Origin of the sequence: Enterobacter cloacae complex sp. EB5 (genome assembly GCF_031432835.1) — a bacterium.
Classification (GTDB): Bacteria; Pseudomonadota; Gammaproteobacteria; order Enterobacterales; family Enterobacteriaceae; genus Enterobacter; species Enterobacter hormaechei_C.
The window spans coordinates 3,679,003-3,696,104 of sequence record NZ_CP133860.1; the positions used below are offsets into that span (position 1 = coordinate 3,679,003).

Consider the following 17,102-nt stretch of genomic DNA (forward strand, 5'->3'; position numbering starts at 1 on the left):
AACGTTAGCCGCCCAAACTTAAACGAAGCTTCAACAGGCTTGACTGGAGGGCATTCCAGTCGGTATTAACCGCACTAATTAACTCTATCCGGCTGTCGGGTGGCGCAACGTTCTGGGTTTCAATAAAGAAATCCTCGCCCTGACGGTTAATGCGCACCAGGCCACCCGGGGTGCGCATGATCCCTTTTACCCGCTCAACCGGCGCCAGTCTCGCCCACTCCAGGATACCAATGGTGTTGAAAACCGTATCGGCATCGAAGATCCACCCGCAGGCCTGGTGCCCCTGGCCGCTGTTCAAATTTCGACGCCAGCGCTGATGTTCCGGCAGGCTCAGTGCAGCCAGGCCTTGCTTCGCACCGTGGCTATGCGAATGCTCAGCGCTGGCAGGCAGTTGCGTCTGGTTGAGGCGGGGAAGGTCGAGCAGGGCGCCATCAATGTTGCCCTGGGTGGTCTGCACATACTGACGTCCACCGCCAGCCTTCTGCCACCAGGACTCGAACGCGGCCTGACTCTCAGCCGTCGCGCGATCGGATTTATTCGCCACGATAATATCTGCCGAGGCGAGCTGGTCGCGGAAATTGTCGTTATTGATCGCTTTTTCATCCAGCAGCTGGCGGGGGTCTAACAGGCAAAGCGTCGCACGCAGCTCAAGCCACGGCTCGTATACCGGGGCGGTCAGTAAATCAAGGATTTGCTTAGGATGACCCAGCCCGGTAGGCTCAATCAGCAACCGGTCCGGCTTGCCCTGACGCAGCAGCGTATTCAGCCCTACCTGCATCGGCAGACCATTCACGCAGCACATACACCCGCCCGGGATCTCTTTCACCATCGCGCCGCTGTCGGCGAGCAACGCGCCGTCGATCCCCACTTCGCCAAATTCGTTGACCAGCACGGCCCACTTTTCCGCCGGGTCTTTATTGGCCAGCAAATGCAGAATGGACGTAGTTTTACCGCTGCCGAGAAAACCGGTGATCAGGTTGGTTTTGGTCACGTGCGCTCCGATAAATAATTGTGATGTAGTAACAACTATCTATCATCCTGACGAAAAAATCGGGCATTGAGAAGAGGGAGGGCGAACGGAGCACAAAACCGTTCGCCTTAAACGCAATAATCGCTAAATTTTTAACGTTTCGATAACGGCCTGGCGCGCGCCGAGCCGGACGAGGCGCTGGTACGCGCTGGTGATTGCTTCGACAAAGACAGGGTTTTGCGGCAGGTCGTCGCCAAAGATTTCATTTAGCGTCAGCAGGGTGCTAACGCGTTCTGCGTCGCTGCTGGTAGTGACAATGGCCTGAAACTTGTCGCTCAGCGGATCGCGTACGTCAATGGCGTTGCCTTGTTCGTCCGTACCGCTGACGTAGCGCATCCAGCCCGCCACCCCCAGCGCCAGTAATGGCCAGGCGGTGTGACGCTCAAGATGCACGCGGATCCCATCCAGCATGCGCTGAGGCAGCTTCTGGCTGCCGTCCATGGCGATTTGCCAGGTGCGGTGCTGTAGCGCCGGGTTGGCGAAGCGGTCAAGCAGGCTGTCAGCATAGGCTGTCAGATCAACGTTGGTGATGCGCAGCGTAGGGGCCTGCTCATTCAGCATCAGCCTGCGGGCCGCCTCGCGGAAACTGTCGTCCTGCATACATTCATTTATGTGCGCGTAGCCGGCAAGGTAGCCCAGATACGCCAGGAAGGAGTGGCTGCCGTTCAGCATCCGCAGCTTCATCTGCTCCCAGGGCAGGACATCCTCAACCATCTGTACGCCTGCAACCTCCCACTCCGGACGCCCGGCGACAAAGTTATCTTCCACTACCCACTGAATGAACGGTTCACAGCTGATGGCGCAGGGATCTTCAACGCCAAGTTCCCGGGCGATTTCCGCGAGTGAGGCGTCGGTGGCGGCGGGCACGATTCGGTCGACCATGGTGCCAGGGAAGCTCACGTGCGCTTCGATCCATCCGGCCAACGCTGCGGAACGCTTTCCGGCCATGCCGAGAACGGCATTCTTCACCACGTGGCCGTTGTCGGGAATATTGTCGCAGGAGAGCACGGTAAACGCCGGCAGGCCGCGCTCGCGGCGGCGATGAAGCGCTTCGACCAGAATACCCGGCGCGGAATGCGGCTCAGACGGGTGCTCAAGATCGTGCAGGATGCGGCTGTTCTGCATATCCAGTTTTCCCGTCGCCGGATCGATGCAGTAGCCTTTTTCGGTAATGGTGAGGGAGACAATTGCCACCTGCGGTTCGCAGAATTTCTCAATAATGGCTGCCAGCGAGTCGAGTTTTGCGTTCAGGCACTCTTTTACCGCACCGATAATAATGGGCTGATTGCCTTCGGCGCCTTTCTCCAGCACGGTAAACAGATGATCCTGCGCCCGGAGCTGGCGCATGAGGACATCGCCGCTAAAGAGGCTAATCTCACAAATTCCCCAGTCGCCTCCTCTGGCATTCAGTACCCGGTTTGTTAACAACGCCTGATGCGCCCGGTGGAACGCGCCAAAACCGAAATGGACGATGCGGGAGCGTAACTGCTCGCGATCGTAGCGGGGCTGCTGGACATGAGCAGGAAGCGCGGTGGAGGCAATAGTCTTCATGTAATACACACCTGATTAACCATTAATTAACAATGCCAGTGTAAAGTTATATGACAACAAATTAAATTGGTAAGCCGTAAATATCCCTGTTATGTGAGTTTGATCAATCAATGCCGCGTGCTGTATTGACCACTTCGATTAAACATGTATGGTAGTCGTCATTGAAGTAACACATATTGGTATAACAACTTGAGAGGGTGGGACAATGGAACAAACCTGGCGTTGGTACGGGCCGAACGATCCGGTTTCTCTTGATGATGTGCGTCAGGCTGGCGCAACGGGTGTGGTCACGGCGCTGCATCATATTCCGAACGGTCAGGTGTGGCCGGTGGAGGAAATCCAAAAGCGTCAGGCTCAGCTGGCAGAGAAGGGTTTAACCTGGTCTGTTGTGGAAAGTATTCCGGTTCACGAAGATATCAAAACCCACTCCGGTGAGTGTGATAACTGGATTGCGAATTATCAGCAGAGCATTCGTAACCTGGCAGCCTGTGGTATTGATACCGTCTGCTACAATTTTATGCCAATTCTGGACTGGACGCGTACCGACCTGGAATATGAAATGGCCGATGGTTCGAAGGCGCTGCGTTTCGATCAAATCGCTTTTGCGGCTTTCGAACTGCACATTCTGAAGCGTCCGGGGGCGGAAGCAGACTACACTGCCGAAGAGCAACAGCAGGCGCTGGCGTGGTTCAATGCCGCCAGTGAAGCGGACATTGAAAAGCTGGTTCGCAATATCATCGCGGGCCTGCCGGGGGCGGAAGAGGGCTATACCCTCGATCAGTTCCGCGCGCGCCTGGCGGAATATGGCGATATCGATAAAAACCAGCTGCGTGAAAACATGGCGCACTTCCTGCGCGCTATCGTGCCGGTGGCAGAAGAAGTCGGCGTGCGGCTGGCGGTTCATCCGGACGATCCACCGCGTCCTATCCTAGGCCTGCCGCGTATCGTGTCTACGATTGAAGATATGCAGTGGCTGAAAGAGACGGTCGACAGCATCTACAACGGCTTTACCATGTGTACGGGCTCGTATGGCGTGCGGGCGGATAACGATCTGGTGCGAATGATCGAAACCTTCGGCGATCGCATTCATTTCACCCACCTGCGTGCAACCTGCCGTGAAGAGAACCCAAAAACCTTCCATGAAGCAGCGCATCTTGGCGGCGACGTGAACATGGTTGCGGTGGTGGATGCCATTCTCGCTGAAGAGGTACGTCGTAAGCAGGCGGGAGATGTACGTCCTATCCCGTTCCGTCCGGATCACGGGCACCAGATGCTGGACGATCTGCGCAAGAAAACGAATCCAGGGTATTCGGCAATTGGCCGTCTGAAAGGGATGGCGGAAGTGCGCGGTATCGAGCTGGCGCTGAAAATGACGAAGTATCCTGAACTGCTGTAAAGTTTGTTGCCGGGTGGCGGCTGCGCCTTACCCGGCCTACAAAAACACAAAAACCGGCATCAGAGCCGGTTTTTTGTAGGCCCGGTAAGCGTAGCGCCACCGGGCGAAAAGCACGATCAGTCAGCACGACCCATATAGCGTTTTTCTTCGATATGGATACGGATTTTCTCGCCCGCTGACAGGTACTCTGGCACCTGTACGACCAGACCGGTAGTCAGGGTAGCCGGTTTGTTACGCGCACTTGCAGACGCGCCTTTGATGCCCGGCGCCGTTTCAACAATTTCCAGATCAACCGTCTGCGGCAGCTCCAGCGCCAGCAGCACGCCATCCCAGGTCAGCACCTGCATGTCCGGCATTCCGCCTTCAGGAATAAACAGCAGCTCTTCTTCGATCTGATCTTTGGTGAAGATATACGGGGTGTAATCTTCTTTATCCATGAACACGTATTCGTTGCCGTCGATGTAGGAGAAATCAACGTAGCGACGGGTCAGGGTCACGGTATCAACGATATCGTCGCCTTTAAAACGTTCTTCCACTTTCAGGCCGGTGCGGACATCGGAGAAACGCATTTTGTACAGCGTTGCTGCGCCACGGGCGCTGGGTGCCTGAATGTCGATATCTTTCACAATCAGCAGTTTGCCGTTGTAATTCAGTACCATACCTTTCTTAATTTCGTTCGCTCTTGGCATTGCAGTAATCCTGTTTACGGGAGGTAAAAAATATCGCGCCAAATTACTCGCGCGCGGCCTTTCAGGCAAGCGGAATTCGTGGGTTTTGCTATCAATACATAAAAGGTGTTACTGTGCGCGCAATGCCCGACTGCACGGGCATTTGCCACCAACAGAGAGCATGTATGGATTGTCGTTCCGACTGTGGCGCGTGCTGTACCGCACCGTCCATCTCAAGCCCCATTCCAGGCATGCCGGAGGGCAAGCCTGCCAATACCCGCTGCGTTCAGCTCTCTGACACTAACCTGTGCATGATCTTTGGCTCGCCTCTGCGCCCGAAGGTGTGCTCCGGGCTTCAGCCAACCGCCGAAATGTGCGGCAGTACGCGCCAGCAGGCCATCACTTATCTGCTTGAGCTGGAAACGCTCACCGCACCTTAAACATCTTTGATCCGCGTCAGGCAGCTCAGCGTCAGGACGCACATCACCAGCGCAATCCAGAACACCGTATGATAGTTCCAGATTTCAGCCACAATGCCCGCCAGTGAGCCTGCAATAATCCAGCCCACGCGGGTGGTATTAGTATAAAGGGTGGTGGCAGAGCCTGCCTGACCCGGCATCAGATCCTGGAAGTAGAGCATGCCGATACCGGCCAGAATGCCGATGTAAATGGCGTTCAGCAGCTGTAAAGCCAGAAGCAGGGCTGGCGTATGAACCGTCAGCATACCGACATAAAAAAGCAGCCCGGCTACGGCGGCGACGCGCATCAAAAAGCGCTTGCCGAAGCGCTTCGCGTAATAGCCCGCAATCAGCATGGTGGGGATCTCAAGCCCCGCGGCGGTTCCCATCATGATCCCGGCCAGCTTCTCCGGCAGATGCAGCTCATCAATAATAAATAGCGGCATATTAATGATATAGAGGCTGTTGGTGCCCCACATCAGCGTACAGATAATGAATAACAGCAGCGCGTCGCGGCGGTTGCGTCGCGGAGCTTCCAGCGTACCGGTCGCCACTTTCGGCTCTTTGCGCATGGAGGGCAGGAAGAACCAGACCATTGCGCCGCATACCACGAAGGCCACGGCTGCGCTGAGGTACATCACCGTAAAGCCAAAACCCATCGCCAGCGCGTAGGCGAGCGGGGGGCCAATCACCCACGCCAGCGACACCTGCGCGCGCAGTATCGAGCTGAACATCACCGCTTCCCGCCCGGTGCGGTCGGCATGCTCACGGGCAAGGGCGAACATCTGCGGGTTGGCGGTCGAGCCGAAACTGCTCAGGAAGACGCCCACAAACAGCAGAATGAAGTAGTTACGGTTCCAGGCAAACAGCAGGCAGGCAAACACCCCGAGCAGGCAGCAAAAAACGATCAGGCTTTTGCGATCGCCTTTGCGGTCTGAACGCCCGGCAAGAAACTGGCTGACGAAGATGCCGATGATGGCGCTCCCGGTAAAGAAGAAGCCAACCATCGCCGGGCGGGCGTGGACTTCGTTGGTCAGAAACAGGCTCAGCGTAGGCGTTTGTAACGCACCGGCAATACCGGTGAGAAAAGCAACGATCAAAAACGCCGTTGACGTCAAATCAAAAGGCTTTGGTGAGGCGGCAGCGGGGGTGTTATGCATGTTCAGTCTTTGCGAGTAACAGAGAGAGGCGGAGTTTACGCCGCCTGTCATTAAATAAACAGAGGGCAAAATCAAGATTGCCACAATAAATCAAAATAGCATTTCAGTTTATCGCCGTTTCGCTGAAGCGTGCTGAACCTGTTTGCTGAACATCAGCAAAAACCTCCCGACTGAAGAAGAAATGTGCTGCACTTCTAAATTCTGCAACAAGAAATGTAACTTTTCTTGCAACCTTTTGTAGAAAAGACAAGACTTCTTGAAACGTTTCAGCGCTATCATGCATGTCCTGACGAAGCAGGCTAGCGCTTATTTTCTCAGTTAAGCTGAAACGATTCAATTTCAGCAGGAGAGGAGAATCATGTTCCAGTTATCTGTTCAGGATATTCACCCGGGCGAACAGGCCGGGAATAAAGAAGAGGCTATTCGCCAGGTCGCCGCTGCGCTCGTGCAGGCTGGCAACGTGGCTGACGGCTACGTCAACGGCATGCTGGCGCGTGAACAGCAGACCTCCACCTTCCTCGGTAACGGTATTGCAATTCCGCACGGCACCACGGACACCCGCGATCAGGTGCTGAAAACCGGCGTGCAGGTCTTCCAGTTCCCGCAGGGCGTGCTGTGGGGCGAGGGTCAGGTGGCTTACGTGGCAATTGGCATCGCGGCCAGCGGTGACGAACACCTGGGCCTGCTGCGTCAGCTGACGCACGTGCTGAGTGATGATGCCGTCGCGGAACAGCTTAAATCCGCTACCACTGCTGAAGAGCTGCGTGCCCTGCTGATGGGCGAAAAACAGAGCGAAGCGCTGAAGCTGGATAATGAAACCCTGACGCTGGACGTCGTTGCGTCCGATTTGCTGACGCTCCAGGCGCTGAACGCGGCTCGCCTGAAAGAGGTCGGTGCGGCGGATACCACTTTTGTGACGCGCGCCATCAATGATAAGCCATTAAACCTGGGTCAGGGCATCTGGCTGAACGACAGTGCTGAAGGCAACCTGCGTAGCGCTATCGCGGTCAGCCGTGCTGCGGTTGCCTTTGAGACAGACGGCGAACGCGCCGCCATGCTGGTAACGGTTGCCATGGCGGACGATCAGCCGGTTTCCGTGCTGAAGCGTCTGGGCGATCTGCTGCTGAACAATAAAGCTGAAAAACTGCTGAACGCAGACGCGGCGACGGTGCTGGCCCTGCTGACCAGCGACGATGCGCTGACGGATGACCTGCTGAGCGCAGAGTACGTGGTGCGTAACGAACACGGCCTGCATGCCCGTCCGGGCACCATGCTGGTGAATACCATTAAACAATTTGAAAGTGAGATCACCGTGACCAATCTGGACGGTTCGGGTAAACCAGCCAACGGGCGCAGCCTGATGAAAGTTGTCGCGCTGGGCGTGAAGAAAGGCCATCGTCTGCGCTTTACCGCGCAGGGTGCGGATGCTGAACAGGCGCTGAAAGCGATTGGCGACGCCATCGCGGCCGGTCTGGGGGAGGGCGCATAATGAGCAGACGTGTTGCGACCATTACGCTGAACCCGGCTTACGATCTGGTGGGCTTCTGCCCGGAAATTGAGCGTGGCGAAGTTAACCTGGTGCGGACGACCGGCCTGCATGCCGCAGGGAAAGGGATTAACGTGGCGAAGGTGCTGAAAGATCTCGGCATCGATGTCACCGTTGGCGGTTTCCTCGGTAAAGACAACCAGGACGGTTTTCAGCAGTTGTTCAGTGAACTGGGCATCGCTAACCGTTTTCAGGTTGTGCAGGGCCGTACCCGCATCAACGTTAAGCTGACCGAGAAAGACGGTGAAGTGACCGATCTGAACTTCTCCGGCTTCGAAGTGACCCCGGCTGACTGGGAGCGCTTTGTTGCCGATTCCCTGAGCTGGCTGGGCCAGTTTGACATGGTGTGCGTCAGCGGCAGTCTGCCGTCCGGCGTCAGCCCGGAAGCGTTCACCGACTGGATGACGCGCCTGCGCAGCCAGTGCCCGTGCATTATTTTCGACAGCAGCCGCGACGCGCTGGTCGCCGGTCTGAAAGCCTCGCCATGGCTGGTTAAGCCTAACCGCCGCGAACTGGAGATCTGGGCGGGCCGTAAGCTGCCAGAATTAAAGGATGTGATTGACGCTGCCCATGCGCTGCGCGAGCAGGGTATCGCTCACGTGGTGATTTCGCTGGGTGCAGAAGGTGCCCTGTGGGTTAACGCCTCCGGGGAATGGATTGCCAAACCGCCTTCAATGGAGGTGGTCAGCACCGTAGGTGCCGGGGATTCGATGGTTGGCGGTCTGATCTACGGTCTGCTGATGCGCGAATCCAGTGAACATACCTTACGTCTTGCTACCGCCGTTGCGGCCCTGGCTGTGAGCCAGAGCAATGTTGGTATTACCGATCGTACCCAGTTAGCCGCGATGATGGCGCGCGTTGACTTAAAACCTTTTAACTAACAGCAGGAGAGGAATAATGAAAACGCTGCTGATCATTGACTCCGGTCTCGGACAGGCTCGTGCCTATATGGCGAAGACCCTGCTGGGCGCGGCGGCACAAAAAGCGCACCTGGATATCATTGATAACCCGGGTGATGCTGAAATGGCGATTGTTCTGGGCGACAAAATCCCCGCGGACAGCGCCCTGAACGGCAAAAAAGTGTGGCTGGGTGATATTAATCGCGCGGTGGCACACCCTGAACTGTTTCTGAGCGAAGCGAAAGGTCACGCCACGGTTTACAGCGCCCCCGTTGAGGCGGCGCCGGTTGCCGTCGCTGGGCCGAAACGCATTGTTGCGGTAACGGCCTGCCCGACAGGTGTAGCGCACACCTTTATGGCGGCTGAAGCCATTGAAACCGAAGCGAAAAAACGCGGCTGGTGGGTGAAGGTTGAAACCCGCGGCTCCGTGGGCGCAGGCAATGCCATCACGCCGGAAGAGGTGGCAGAAGCCGATCTGGTGATTGTAGCGGCGGATATCGAAGTGGATCTGGCGAAGTTTGCCGGGAAGCCGATGTACCGCACCTCTACCGGCCTGGCGCTGAAGAAAACTGCGCAGGAGTTTGATAAGGCGCTGGCAGAAGCCAAACCGTATCAGGCAACCGGTGCGGCTAAAACTGCGACCGAAGGGAAAAAAGAGTCTGCGGGCGCGTATCGCCACCTGCTGACCGGCGTGTCCTACATGCTGCCGATGGTGGTGGCGGGCGGCCTGTGTATTGCGCTCTCCTTCGCCTTTGGTATCGAGGCGTTTAAAGAGCCGGGCACGCTGGCGGCCGCGTTGATGCAGATTGGCGGCGGCTCCGCGTTTGCGCTGATGGTGCCGGTGCTGGCGGGCTTTATCGCCTTCTCCATTGCTGACCGTCCGGGTCTGACGCCGGGTCTTATCGGCGGTATGCTGGCCGTGAGCACCGGTTCTGGCTTTATCGGCGGTATCATTGCCGGTTTCCTCGCCGGTTATGTGGCGAAGCTGATTAGCTCGAAGCTGAAGCTGCCGCAGAGTATGGAGGCGCTGAAACCTATCCTGATCATCCCGCTGATCTCCAGCCTGATGGTCGGTCTGGCGATGATTTACCTGATTGGTAAGCCGGTCGCGGGCATTCTGGAAGGTCTGACCCACTGGCTGCAAACCATGGGGACGGCGAACGCGGTGCTGCTGGGCGCAATCCTCGGCGGTATGATGTGTAGCGACATGGGGGGGCCGGTAAACAAAGCGGCATATGCGTTTGGCGTTGGCCTGCTGAGTACCCAGACCTATGCGCCGATGGCGGCGATCATGGCGGCAGGTATGGTGCCACCGCTGGCGCTTGGCCTGGCGACAATCATCGCCCGTCGTAAGTTCGATAAAGCGCAGCAGGAAGGCGGTAAAGCGGCGCTGGTGCTGGGCCTGTGCTTCATCACCGAAGGCGCAATCCCGTTTGCGGCGCGCGATCCAATGCGTGTTCTGCCGTGCTGTATCGTGGGTGGTGCGGTGACGGGGGCTATCTCCATGGCGGTAGGTGCGAAACTGATGGCGCCGCACGGCGGTCTGTTCGTCCTGCTGATCCCTGGCGCCATTACGCCGGTGCTGGGTTATCTGCTGGCGATTATTGCCGGTACGCTGGTGGCAGGCCTGTCTTACGCGGTGCTGAAGCGCCCGGAAGCGGAAGTGGTCGCAAAAGCAGCCTAAAAGCGGTGTCGGGTGGCGGCTTCGCCTGACCCGACCTACAAAAAGAGCCGGGGCGCGTTACGCACCCGGCTTTTTTTATGCCGCCTGTTCAGCGGTTTGCTGTGCCTTCAGCCAGACAATCTCTTCCGCCCAGATATCCGGATTGATGGTTTCCAGCACCATCGGAATGCCGTCGAAGCGGGCATCCTGCATGATAAAGCGGAACGCATCGTGGCCGATGTTGCCTTCGCCCAGGCTGTGGTGGCGGTCAACGCGACTGCCGAACGCGCTTTTAGCATCGTTTAAGTGCATACCGCGAAGGTATTTAAAACCAACAATACGCTCGAACTCCTCGAAGGTATTTTTTGTGGCCTCGGTTGTGCGCAGGTCATAACCGGCCGCAAACGCGTGGCAGGTATCAATGCACACGCCCACGCGGGATTTATCTTCCACGCCGTCGATGATCGCCGCCAGATGCTCAAACTTAAAGCCGAGGTTGCTGCCCTGACCGGCGGTATTCTCAATCACCGCCGTCACGCCCTGGGTTTTATCCAGCGTCATGTTAATTGACTCGGCAATGCGCGCCAGACAAGCGTCTTCGTCGATTTGCATCAGATGGCTGCCGGGATGGAAGTTCAGCAGCGTCAGTCCCAGCTGTTCACAACGCTGAACCTCATCCAGGAACGCTTCGCGGGATTTTTCCAGCGCCTCAGCAACCGGATGGCCGAGGTTAATCAGATAGCTGTCGTGTGGGAGGATCTGGCCAGGTCCATAGCGGTATTTCTCGCAGGCGGCTTTGAAGTCATCAATCACTTCCGCAGTGAGGGGAGCTGCGCGCCACTGGCGCTGGTTTTTGGTGAACAGGGCGAAAGCGGTCGCCTCGATTTCGGCGGCGCGAATGGCGGCATTCGCAAGGCCACCGGCAGCGCTGACGTGCGCTCCAACATATTTCATAAAAAGACTCCTGTTAACCCGAAATGCCTATGATAACGGGTTAACAGGAGAAGGACGAGATGGTTTATGCCAACAGGCTGTGTACCGCAAGGTTAATCGCACCACCGCCAACGATTAGCCAGATGAACAGCACCAGCGCCATCAGCAGCGGTTTCGCCCCGGCTTTTTTCAGCGCGCTGACGTGCGTGGTGACGCCCAGCGCCGCCATTGCCATCGCCAGCAGGACCGTATCCAGCGTGACCAGCATATCCACCATCGCTTTTGGCAGCAGGTGGAAAGAGTTGAAGATAGCGACCACGATGAACAGGATCGCAAACCACGGAATGGTGATTTTGCTTTTCTCGCTGCCGCCTGCCGGAGCCAGCTGTTTAACCCGCGCCGCGAGGAAAATCAGGAACGGGGCCAGCATCATCACGCGCAGCATTTTGGCGATGACCGCCGCGTTTTCTGCTTCCGGATTAATGGCGTGACCAGCCGCCACCACCTGCGCCACTTCGTGCATGGTTGAGCCGATATAAATGCCGTAGGTTTCCGGGCTAAACCAGTGCGCCACCAGCGGATACATGGCCGGATACAGGAAGATCGCCAGCGTACCGAAGATAACTACCGTTGCGACGGCAACCGTGACTTTACTGGCTTCGGCTTTAACGACGGGTTCTGTTGCCAGTACCGCCGCCGCGCCGCAGATGCTGCTGCCTGCGCCGATTAACCAGCTGGTTTGCTTATCCAGGCCAAAGATTTTCTGACCGATAAAGCACGCCAGTAAAAAGGTGCTCGAAAGGGTCAGGACGTCGATGGCGATCCCGCTGACGCCCACATCCGCAATCTGCGAAAAGGTGAGGCGGAAGCCATAGAGGATGATCCCAAGACGTAATAAATGCTGCTTGGCGAAAATCACGCCGCCGTCGCAGGATTTCCAGATGTGTGGATAAACGGTGTTCCCGACCACCATGCCGATCAGAATGGCCAGCGTCAGGGCGCTGAACCCTGCGCTGGCAACCGCCGGTATACTCCCGCCCCATAAAGCCACGCCGGTCACCACGGCGCTGAGCGCGAGACCCGGCACGAAGTGCCACACTGTACGATGATGTTGTAAGGTGATTTCTGACATAACCTTCTCCTTTGTCTGGCTAAAGGTTACGGCGCTCTGGCTTAAAAATAAAATTGATTATATATTTATAATCAATCTTTATAAGTGGTAAGCAACCATGCACATTACATTGCGTCAGCTGGAAGTTTTTGCCGAGGTGCTGAAAAGTGGCTCGACAACCCAGGCGTCACAAATGCTGGCGCTCTCGCAGTCCGCCGTTAGCGCGGCCTTGACCGATCTTGAAGGGCAACTGGGCGTTCAGCTTTTCGACAGGGTAGGCAAGCGGCTGGTGGTGAACGAACATGGCCGCCTGCTGTATCCGCGTGCCCTGGCCTTGCTGGAGCAGGCGACGGAGATCGAACAGCTGTTCCGCGAGGACAACGGCGCTATTCGTGTCTACGCCAGCAGCACGATCGGTAACTACATCCTGCCGGAAGTGATTGCCCGCTACCGCCGGGATTTTCCGACCCTGCCGCTGGAAATGAGCGTCGGCAACAGCCAGGACGTGATCAACGCGGTGATCGATTTCCGCGTGGACATCGGGCTTATCGAAGGGCCGTGTCATAACGTGGATATCATTGCGGAACCCTGGCTGGAGGATGAGCTGGTGGTGTTTGCCTCCCCGGCCTCTTCTTTACTCCAGGGCGAGGTGACGCTGGAGCGGCTGGCGCAGGCGCAGTGGATCCTGCGAGAGCAGGGCTCCGGCACGCGTGAGATTGTCGATTATCTGCTGCTGTCCCATCTGCCGCAGTTCCAGTTAGGGATGGAGTTAGGTAACTCCGAGGCGATTAAGCATGCGGTGCGCCATGGCCTGGGCATTAGCTGCCTTTCCCGACGGGTGATTGCCGAACAGCTGGAAACCGGCTCACTGGTTGAGATCCCCGTTCCGCTGCCGAAGCTGGTTCGCACGCTGTGGTGCATCCATCATCGTCAGAAACACCTTTCCAGCTCGCTCCAGCGTTTTCTGCGCTACTGCGCGATGTAAAAGCGCCCCTCACCCTAGCCCTCTCCCCAAAGGGGAGAGGGAAAAATTATGCTTTACTTATAATCCTGGCCGAGTCATGAAGCTCTCTTATAACTGAGTATTTCTGCCGGAAGCAACGCAGATCGTCTGCTACAATCGCGCCTCATTTATTGAATGGACAGCATTTTCACATGGTTTCAGAAACTAAAACCACACAAGCGCCCGCGCTACGTCGCGCACTTAAGGCGCGTCACCTGACGATGATCGCCATTGGCGGCTCCATCGGTACGGGTCTTTTCGTTGCCTCTGGCGCAACGATTTCGGCAGCCGGCCCGGGTGGGGCATTATTCTCTTATATCCTGATTGGCCTGATGGTCTACTTCCTGATGACCAGCCTGGGCGAACTGGCGGCATACATGCCGGTGTCTGGTTCGTTTTCGACCTACGGACAAAAATACGTTGAGGAAGGCTTTGGCTTCGCGCTGGGCTGGAACTACTGGTACAACTGGGCGGTGACCATCGCCGTTGACCTCGTCGCCGCACAGCTGGTAATGACCTGGTGGTTCCCGGACACGCCGGGCTGGATCTGGAGCGCCCTGTTCCTCGCCGTCATCTTCCTGCTGAACTACATTTCCGTGCGCGGTTTCGGCGAAGCGGAATACTGGTTCTCTTTGATTAAAGTGGCAACCGTCATCATCTTTATCGTCGTCGGTGTGGCGATGATCGTTGGTATTTTCAAAGGGGCTGAACCGGCGGGCTGGAGTAACTGGACTATAGGCGATGCGCCGTTTGCCGGGGGCTTCTCGGCGATGATTGGCGTGGCGATGATTGTCGGCTTCTCCTTCCAGGGCACGGAGCTGATTGGTATCGCGGCCGGTGAATCAGAAAACCCGGAGAAGAACATTCCGCGCGCGGTGCGTCAGGTGTTCTGGCGTATCCTGCTGTTCTATGTGTTCGCGATCCTGATTATCAGCCTGATCATTCCGTATACCGACCCAAGCCTGCTGCGTAACGACGTCAAAGACATCAGCGTCAGCCCGTTCACGCTGGTCTTCCAGCACGCGGGTCTGCTCTCTGCGGCGGCGGTGATGAACGCGGTGATCCTGACGGCGGTACTGTCTGCGGGTAACTCCGGGATGTACGCCTCAACTCGTATGCTCTACACCCTGGCCTGCGACGGTAAAGCGCCGCGTATTTTCTCGAAACTGTCTCGCGGTGGCGTGCCACGCAACGCGCTGTATGCGACCACGGTGATTGCGGGTCTCTGTTTCCTGACCTCCATGTTCGGCAACCAGACGGTCTACCTGTGGCTGCTTAACACCTCTGGTATGACGGGCTTCATTGCCTGGCTGGGCATTGCCATCAGCCACTACCGTTTCCGTCGCGGGTACGTCAAGCAGGGGCATGATCTGAATAATCTGCCGTACCGGTCAGGGTTCTTCCCGCTGGGGCCGATCTTCGCCTTCGTTCTGTGCCTGATCATTACCCTGGGTCAGAACTATGAGGCCTTCCTTGCGGACACCATTGACTGGGGCGCCGTCACGGCCACCTATATTGGCATTCCGCTGTTCCTGATCATCTGGTTTGGCTACAAACTGACGAAAGGAACACGCTTCGTTCGCTACAGTGAAATGGATTTCCCGGAACGATTTAAACAATAACCGCACTTCCTCTCTTTTAGCCCGCTCAGTTGAGCGGGCTTTTTTATGGGCAGATCAGAAGCTGTAGGTCATGCCAACGGTATAGCGACGGCCATCCAGCACGGTGTCATACGTATCGTAGTCAATCTGCTTATCAAGCACGTTATACACACCGGCAGTAACCAGCAGGTTTTTGTTGGCGTTGTAGCGCATACCGACATCAACCTGAGTGTAGGACGGCGTACCCTGGGACATTGACGTGCGGCTCAGGTACTCAGACGTTTTACCGCGCAGGTTCAGACGGCTCCAGAAACCGACGTCGGGTGTCGCCTGCCAGTCCAGGGTGGTGTTGAACATGTGTTTCGGCATTTTGTTCAGTGGTTTGCCGGAGAACTGGCCGCTCTTCTGCTCGGACTCCGTATAGGTGTAGTTTGCAGTCCAGTTCACATCGCGCGTGATTTTCCAGCCGAAGGAGGACTCCACACCCCGCATGTTGGCTTTGTCCACGTTGACGCGATCGCTGACGAAATCATAGCTGTGACCGCCAATCGTACAGGCGGGATCGGCACTGCTGTTACAGCGGCGAACTTCCGTAATTTTGTCCTTGAAGTCGGTATTAAACAGCGTCACCCCGGCATTCAGGTTATCGTTGTTATCCCAGAGCAGGGCGAGCTCTTCGCTCAGGCTCTTCTCTGGTTTCAGATCCGGGTTGCCAACGATGATACCGTCAAGACGGCCGCCACCTGTCACCTGGCCCCAGCTGGCAGACGACTGACGCAGATCCGGCGCACGATAGCCCGCAGAAACCCCACCTTTCAACGTCCACTGATCGGCCAGGTGCCATACGCCGTAACCGCGCGGCGTCCAGTTCGTACCGTAGTTTTGGTCTTTATCCATACGCAGGCCGCCGGTCAACGTAAAGCTTTCCGTCATTGCCCATTCATCTTCGGCAAACAGGGCCCAGCTCCAGCGCGTCAGTTTGTTCAGGCCGTCAGCTGCTTCCAGCTGATTTCCGTTGTCGCGAAGTTTCTCATAGCGATACTGCCCGCCGAGGGTCAACGTATGATCGCCGAGGAAAATCTGGTTCTGGTTGTTGAAGGTGGTGTTATAGGAGCGCATTTCGCGACCTGGATTATTGGTCTCTTCCTGCTGGATATAGCTGGTAGTATTGAAGTCGTCGTAATACCCGCTGTGCGTTAAGGAGTAGGTCGTGTGCTCATAGCGCGAGTCGCTTTTGGTATTTGGCGTACAGGTTGTTCCCCGGCAGGTTTCAGCCGCTTTCGACATCCCTGGGGTGCTGTTTCTGTCCTGAAGCTCGCGAGCAAAGTCGAGGTCGAAATCGTTCTTCTCGTCCGGCGTGAAGTTCAGCGTAATGCCACCGTTACGCATTTTCTGCTCGTTATACCCGTTCACGATTTTATCTTCGGCACGGCGTGACAACAGCCCCGTCACTTTTGCGCCCAGCAGTCCGTCAATCAGGGGACCAGAAGCGTAGGCGTTGGTCTGGAAGATATCGCCGGAATCATGGTTTTCCTGGAAGGTTGCATCGCCGTGCAACGAACCGGTCCAGGCTTTGGTGTTCGAGACTTTTTTGGTAATGACGTTGATGACGCCACCCATCGCATCGGAGCCGTAAAGTGAGGACATCGGGCCGCGGATAACCTCAATGCGCTCAATGGACTCCAGCGGCGGCAGCCAGCCTTGTTCTATACCCGAGTTGTCGCTGTTGGGGCGGGTGCTTCGCGTACTGACGCGTTTGCCGTTCACCAGGAACAGGGTGTACTGAGAGGCCATGCCGCGAATGCTGATATCACTGCTGCTCCCGCCGCCGGTGACGACAACGCCCGGGACATCTCTCAGGGCATCGGTAACATCACGGTAGGCTTTATCTTCAATCTGCTGTTTTGAAATCACAGAGATGGAGGCGGGGGCATTCTGGATCTTTTGTTCAAAACCCGTCGCGGTGACGACAACGGTGTCCTGATCGGCTGCGTGAACGAAGGGGGAACATGTGGCAGCGCCAATGGCGACGGCCAGGAGCTTAATGCGTGGTATTGTCATTTGTACATTCCGTATAAAAATG

Annotated in this window: 15 protein-coding genes; 7 read left to right on the plus strand and 8 right to left on the minus strand. The window is 56.7% G+C overall.

Annotation, left to right across the window (positions count from 1 at the left end; translation table 11 throughout):
* Positions 1 to 4 precede the first annotated feature (4 nt).
* Complete coding sequence (locus RHN82_RS17705; protein WP_310398404.1) at positions 5 to 991, minus strand: GTP-binding protein; 987 nt, start codon at positions 989 to 991, stop codon at positions 5 to 7.
* Between the two features lie 123 nt (positions 992 to 1,114).
* A complete protein-coding gene (locus RHN82_RS17710; RefSeq protein WP_047053353.1) occupies positions 1,115 to 2,581 on the minus strand; it encodes a mannitol dehydrogenase family protein in 1,467 nt (488 codons plus the stop codon).
* Between the two features lie 205 nt (positions 2,582 to 2,786).
* On the opposite strand from RHN82_RS17710, the gene uxuA reads away from it, so the two are divergent.
* Complete coding sequence (gene uxuA, locus RHN82_RS17715; protein WP_047053355.1) at positions 2,787 to 3,977, plus strand: mannonate dehydratase; 1,191 nt, start codon at positions 2,787 to 2,789, stop codon at positions 3,975 to 3,977.
* 116 nt (positions 3,978 to 4,093) lie between these two features.
* On the opposite strand, the gene yeiP is transcribed toward uxuA, so the two are convergent.
* Positions 4,094 to 4,666 (minus strand): elongation factor P-like protein YeiP, encoded by a 573-nt coding sequence (gene yeiP, locus RHN82_RS17720; RefSeq protein WP_003859355.1) that lies wholly within the window; start codon positions 4,664 to 4,666, stop codon positions 4,094 to 4,096.
* Between the two features lie 164 nt (positions 4,667 to 4,830).
* On the opposite strand from yeiP, the gene RHN82_RS17725 reads away from it, so the two are divergent.
* Positions 4,831 to 5,085 carry a YkgJ family cysteine cluster protein gene (locus tag RHN82_RS17725; RefSeq protein WP_047053358.1) on the plus strand — a complete coding sequence of 85 codons (255 nt, stop codon included), beginning with the start codon at positions 4,831 to 4,833 and terminating at the stop codon, positions 5,083 to 5,085.
* Here RHN82_RS17725 and setB read toward each other — a convergent pair.
* Both setB and RHN82_RS17735 read right to left on the minus strand, forming a co-directional pair.
* On the minus strand, positions 5,082 to 6,263 hold the full coding sequence (setB, locus tag RHN82_RS17730; protein WP_047053359.1) for a sugar efflux transporter SetB: 1,182 nt from the start codon (positions 6,261 to 6,263) through the stop codon (positions 5,082 to 5,084). The two genes, RHN82_RS17725 and setB, sit on opposite strands and share 4 nt — an antisense overlap.
* 103 nt (positions 6,264 to 6,366) lie before the next feature.
* Positions 6,367 to 6,546: a hypothetical protein gene (locus tag RHN82_RS17735; RefSeq protein ID WP_139152929.1), complete on the minus strand. Its 180-nt coding sequence runs from the start codon at positions 6,544 to 6,546 to the stop codon at positions 6,367 to 6,369.
* 75 nt (positions 6,547 to 6,621) lie between these two features.
* Between RHN82_RS17735 and fruB the strand changes: the two genes are divergently transcribed.
* From fruB to fruA, 3 genes are read left to right on the plus strand one after another with little or no spacing between them, the layout of a single operon-like run.
* Positions 6,622 to 7,752, plus strand: coding sequence for a fused PTS fructose transporter subunit IIA/HPr protein (gene fruB / locus RHN82_RS17740; RefSeq protein ID WP_045333658.1), 1,131 nt, complete (start codon positions 6,622 to 6,624; stop codon positions 7,750 to 7,752).
* Positions 7,752 to 8,690, plus strand: a complete 939-nt coding sequence (gene fruK / locus RHN82_RS17745) for a 1-phosphofructokinase (protein ID WP_006811313.1) — start codon at positions 7,752 to 7,754, stop codon at positions 8,688 to 8,690. Before fruB ends, fruK begins: the two co-directional genes overlap by 1 nt.
* Before the next feature lie 16 nt (positions 8,691 to 8,706).
* The gene (gene fruA / locus RHN82_RS17750) at positions 8,707 to 10,392 is read left to right on the plus strand and encodes a PTS fructose transporter subunit IIBC (protein ID WP_047053362.1); all 1,686 of its coding nucleotides are present in this window, start codon (positions 8,707 to 8,709) and stop codon (positions 10,390 to 10,392) included.
* 75 nt (positions 10,393 to 10,467) lie between these two features.
* Here the strand turns inward: fruA and nfo are convergent, their stop codons facing one another.
* Complete coding sequence (gene nfo, locus RHN82_RS17755; RefSeq protein ID WP_047053364.1) at positions 10,468 to 11,325, minus strand: deoxyribonuclease IV; 858 nt, start codon at positions 11,323 to 11,325, stop codon at positions 10,468 to 10,470.
* A gap of 64 nt (positions 11,326 to 11,389) precedes the next feature.
* Complete coding sequence (locus tag RHN82_RS17760; protein ID WP_047053366.1) at positions 11,390 to 12,436, minus strand: YeiH family protein; 1,047 nt, start codon at positions 12,434 to 12,436, stop codon at positions 11,390 to 11,392.
* Between the two features lie 97 nt (positions 12,437 to 12,533).
* Between RHN82_RS17760 and yieE the strand changes: the two genes are divergently transcribed.
* Both yieE and RHN82_RS17770 read left to right on the plus strand, forming a co-directional pair.
* On the plus strand, positions 12,534 to 13,400 hold the full coding sequence (yieE, locus tag RHN82_RS17765) for a DNA-binding transcriptional regulator YeiE (protein WP_047053368.1): 867 nt from the start codon (positions 12,534 to 12,536) through the stop codon (positions 13,398 to 13,400).
* 170 nt (positions 13,401 to 13,570) lie between these two features.
* On the plus strand, positions 13,571 to 15,040 hold the full coding sequence (locus RHN82_RS17770) for an amino acid permease (protein ID WP_015572314.1): 1,470 nt from the start codon (positions 13,571 to 13,573) through the stop codon (positions 15,038 to 15,040).
* Positions 15,041 to 15,094: 54 nt separating this feature from the next.
* On the opposite strand, the gene RHN82_RS17775 is transcribed toward RHN82_RS17770, so the two are convergent.
* Positions 15,095 to 17,080, minus strand: a complete 1,986-nt coding sequence (locus RHN82_RS17775) for a ligand-gated channel protein (RefSeq protein ID WP_047053369.1) — start codon at positions 17,078 to 17,080, stop codon at positions 15,095 to 15,097.
* Positions 17,081 to 17,102 lie beyond the last annotated feature (22 nt).

Coding starts and splice junctions, on each gene's coding strand:
- RHN82_RS17725 (WP_047053358.1), top strand. CDS start 4,831: ATGGATTGTCGTTCCGACTGTGGCGCGTGCTGTACCGCACCGTCCATC.
- RHN82_RS17760 (WP_047053366.1), bottom strand. CDS start 12,436: ATGTCAGAAATCACCTTACAACATCATCGTACAGTGTGGCACTTCGTG.
- fruB (WP_045333658.1), top strand. CDS start 6,622: ATGTTCCAGTTATCTGTTCAGGATATTCACCCGGGCGAACAGGCCGGG.
- RHN82_RS17775 (WP_047053369.1), bottom strand. CDS start 17,080: ATGACAATACCACGCATTAAGCTCCTGGCCGTCGCCATTGGCGCTGCC.
- RHN82_RS17710 (WP_047053353.1), bottom strand. CDS start 2,581: ATGAAGACTATTGCCTCCACCGCGCTTCCTGCTCATGTCCAGCAGCCC.
- setB (WP_047053359.1), bottom strand. CDS start 6,263: ATGCATAACACCCCCGCTGCCGCCTCACCAAAGCCTTTTGATTTGACG.
- uxuA (WP_047053355.1), top strand. CDS start 2,787: ATGGAACAAACCTGGCGTTGGTACGGGCCGAACGATCCGGTTTCTCTT.
- yieE (WP_047053368.1), top strand. CDS start 12,534: ATGCACATTACATTGCGTCAGCTGGAAGTTTTTGCCGAGGTGCTGAAA.
- fruA (WP_047053362.1), top strand. CDS start 8,707: ATGAAAACGCTGCTGATCATTGACTCCGGTCTCGGACAGGCTCGTGCC.
- RHN82_RS17735 (WP_139152929.1), bottom strand. CDS start 6,546: ATGCATGATAGCGCTGAAACGTTTCAAGAAGTCTTGTCTTTTCTACAA.
- nfo (WP_047053364.1), bottom strand. CDS start 11,325: ATGAAATATGTTGGAGCGCACGTCAGCGCTGCCGGTGGCCTTGCGAAT.
- fruK (WP_006811313.1), top strand. CDS start 7,752: ATGAGCAGACGTGTTGCGACCATTACGCTGAACCCGGCTTACGATCTG.
- RHN82_RS17770 (WP_015572314.1), top strand. CDS start 13,571: ATGGTTTCAGAAACTAAAACCACACAAGCGCCCGCGCTACGTCGCGCA.
- yeiP (WP_003859355.1), bottom strand. CDS start 4,666: ATGCCAAGAGCGAACGAAATTAAGAAAGGTATGGTACTGAATTACAAC.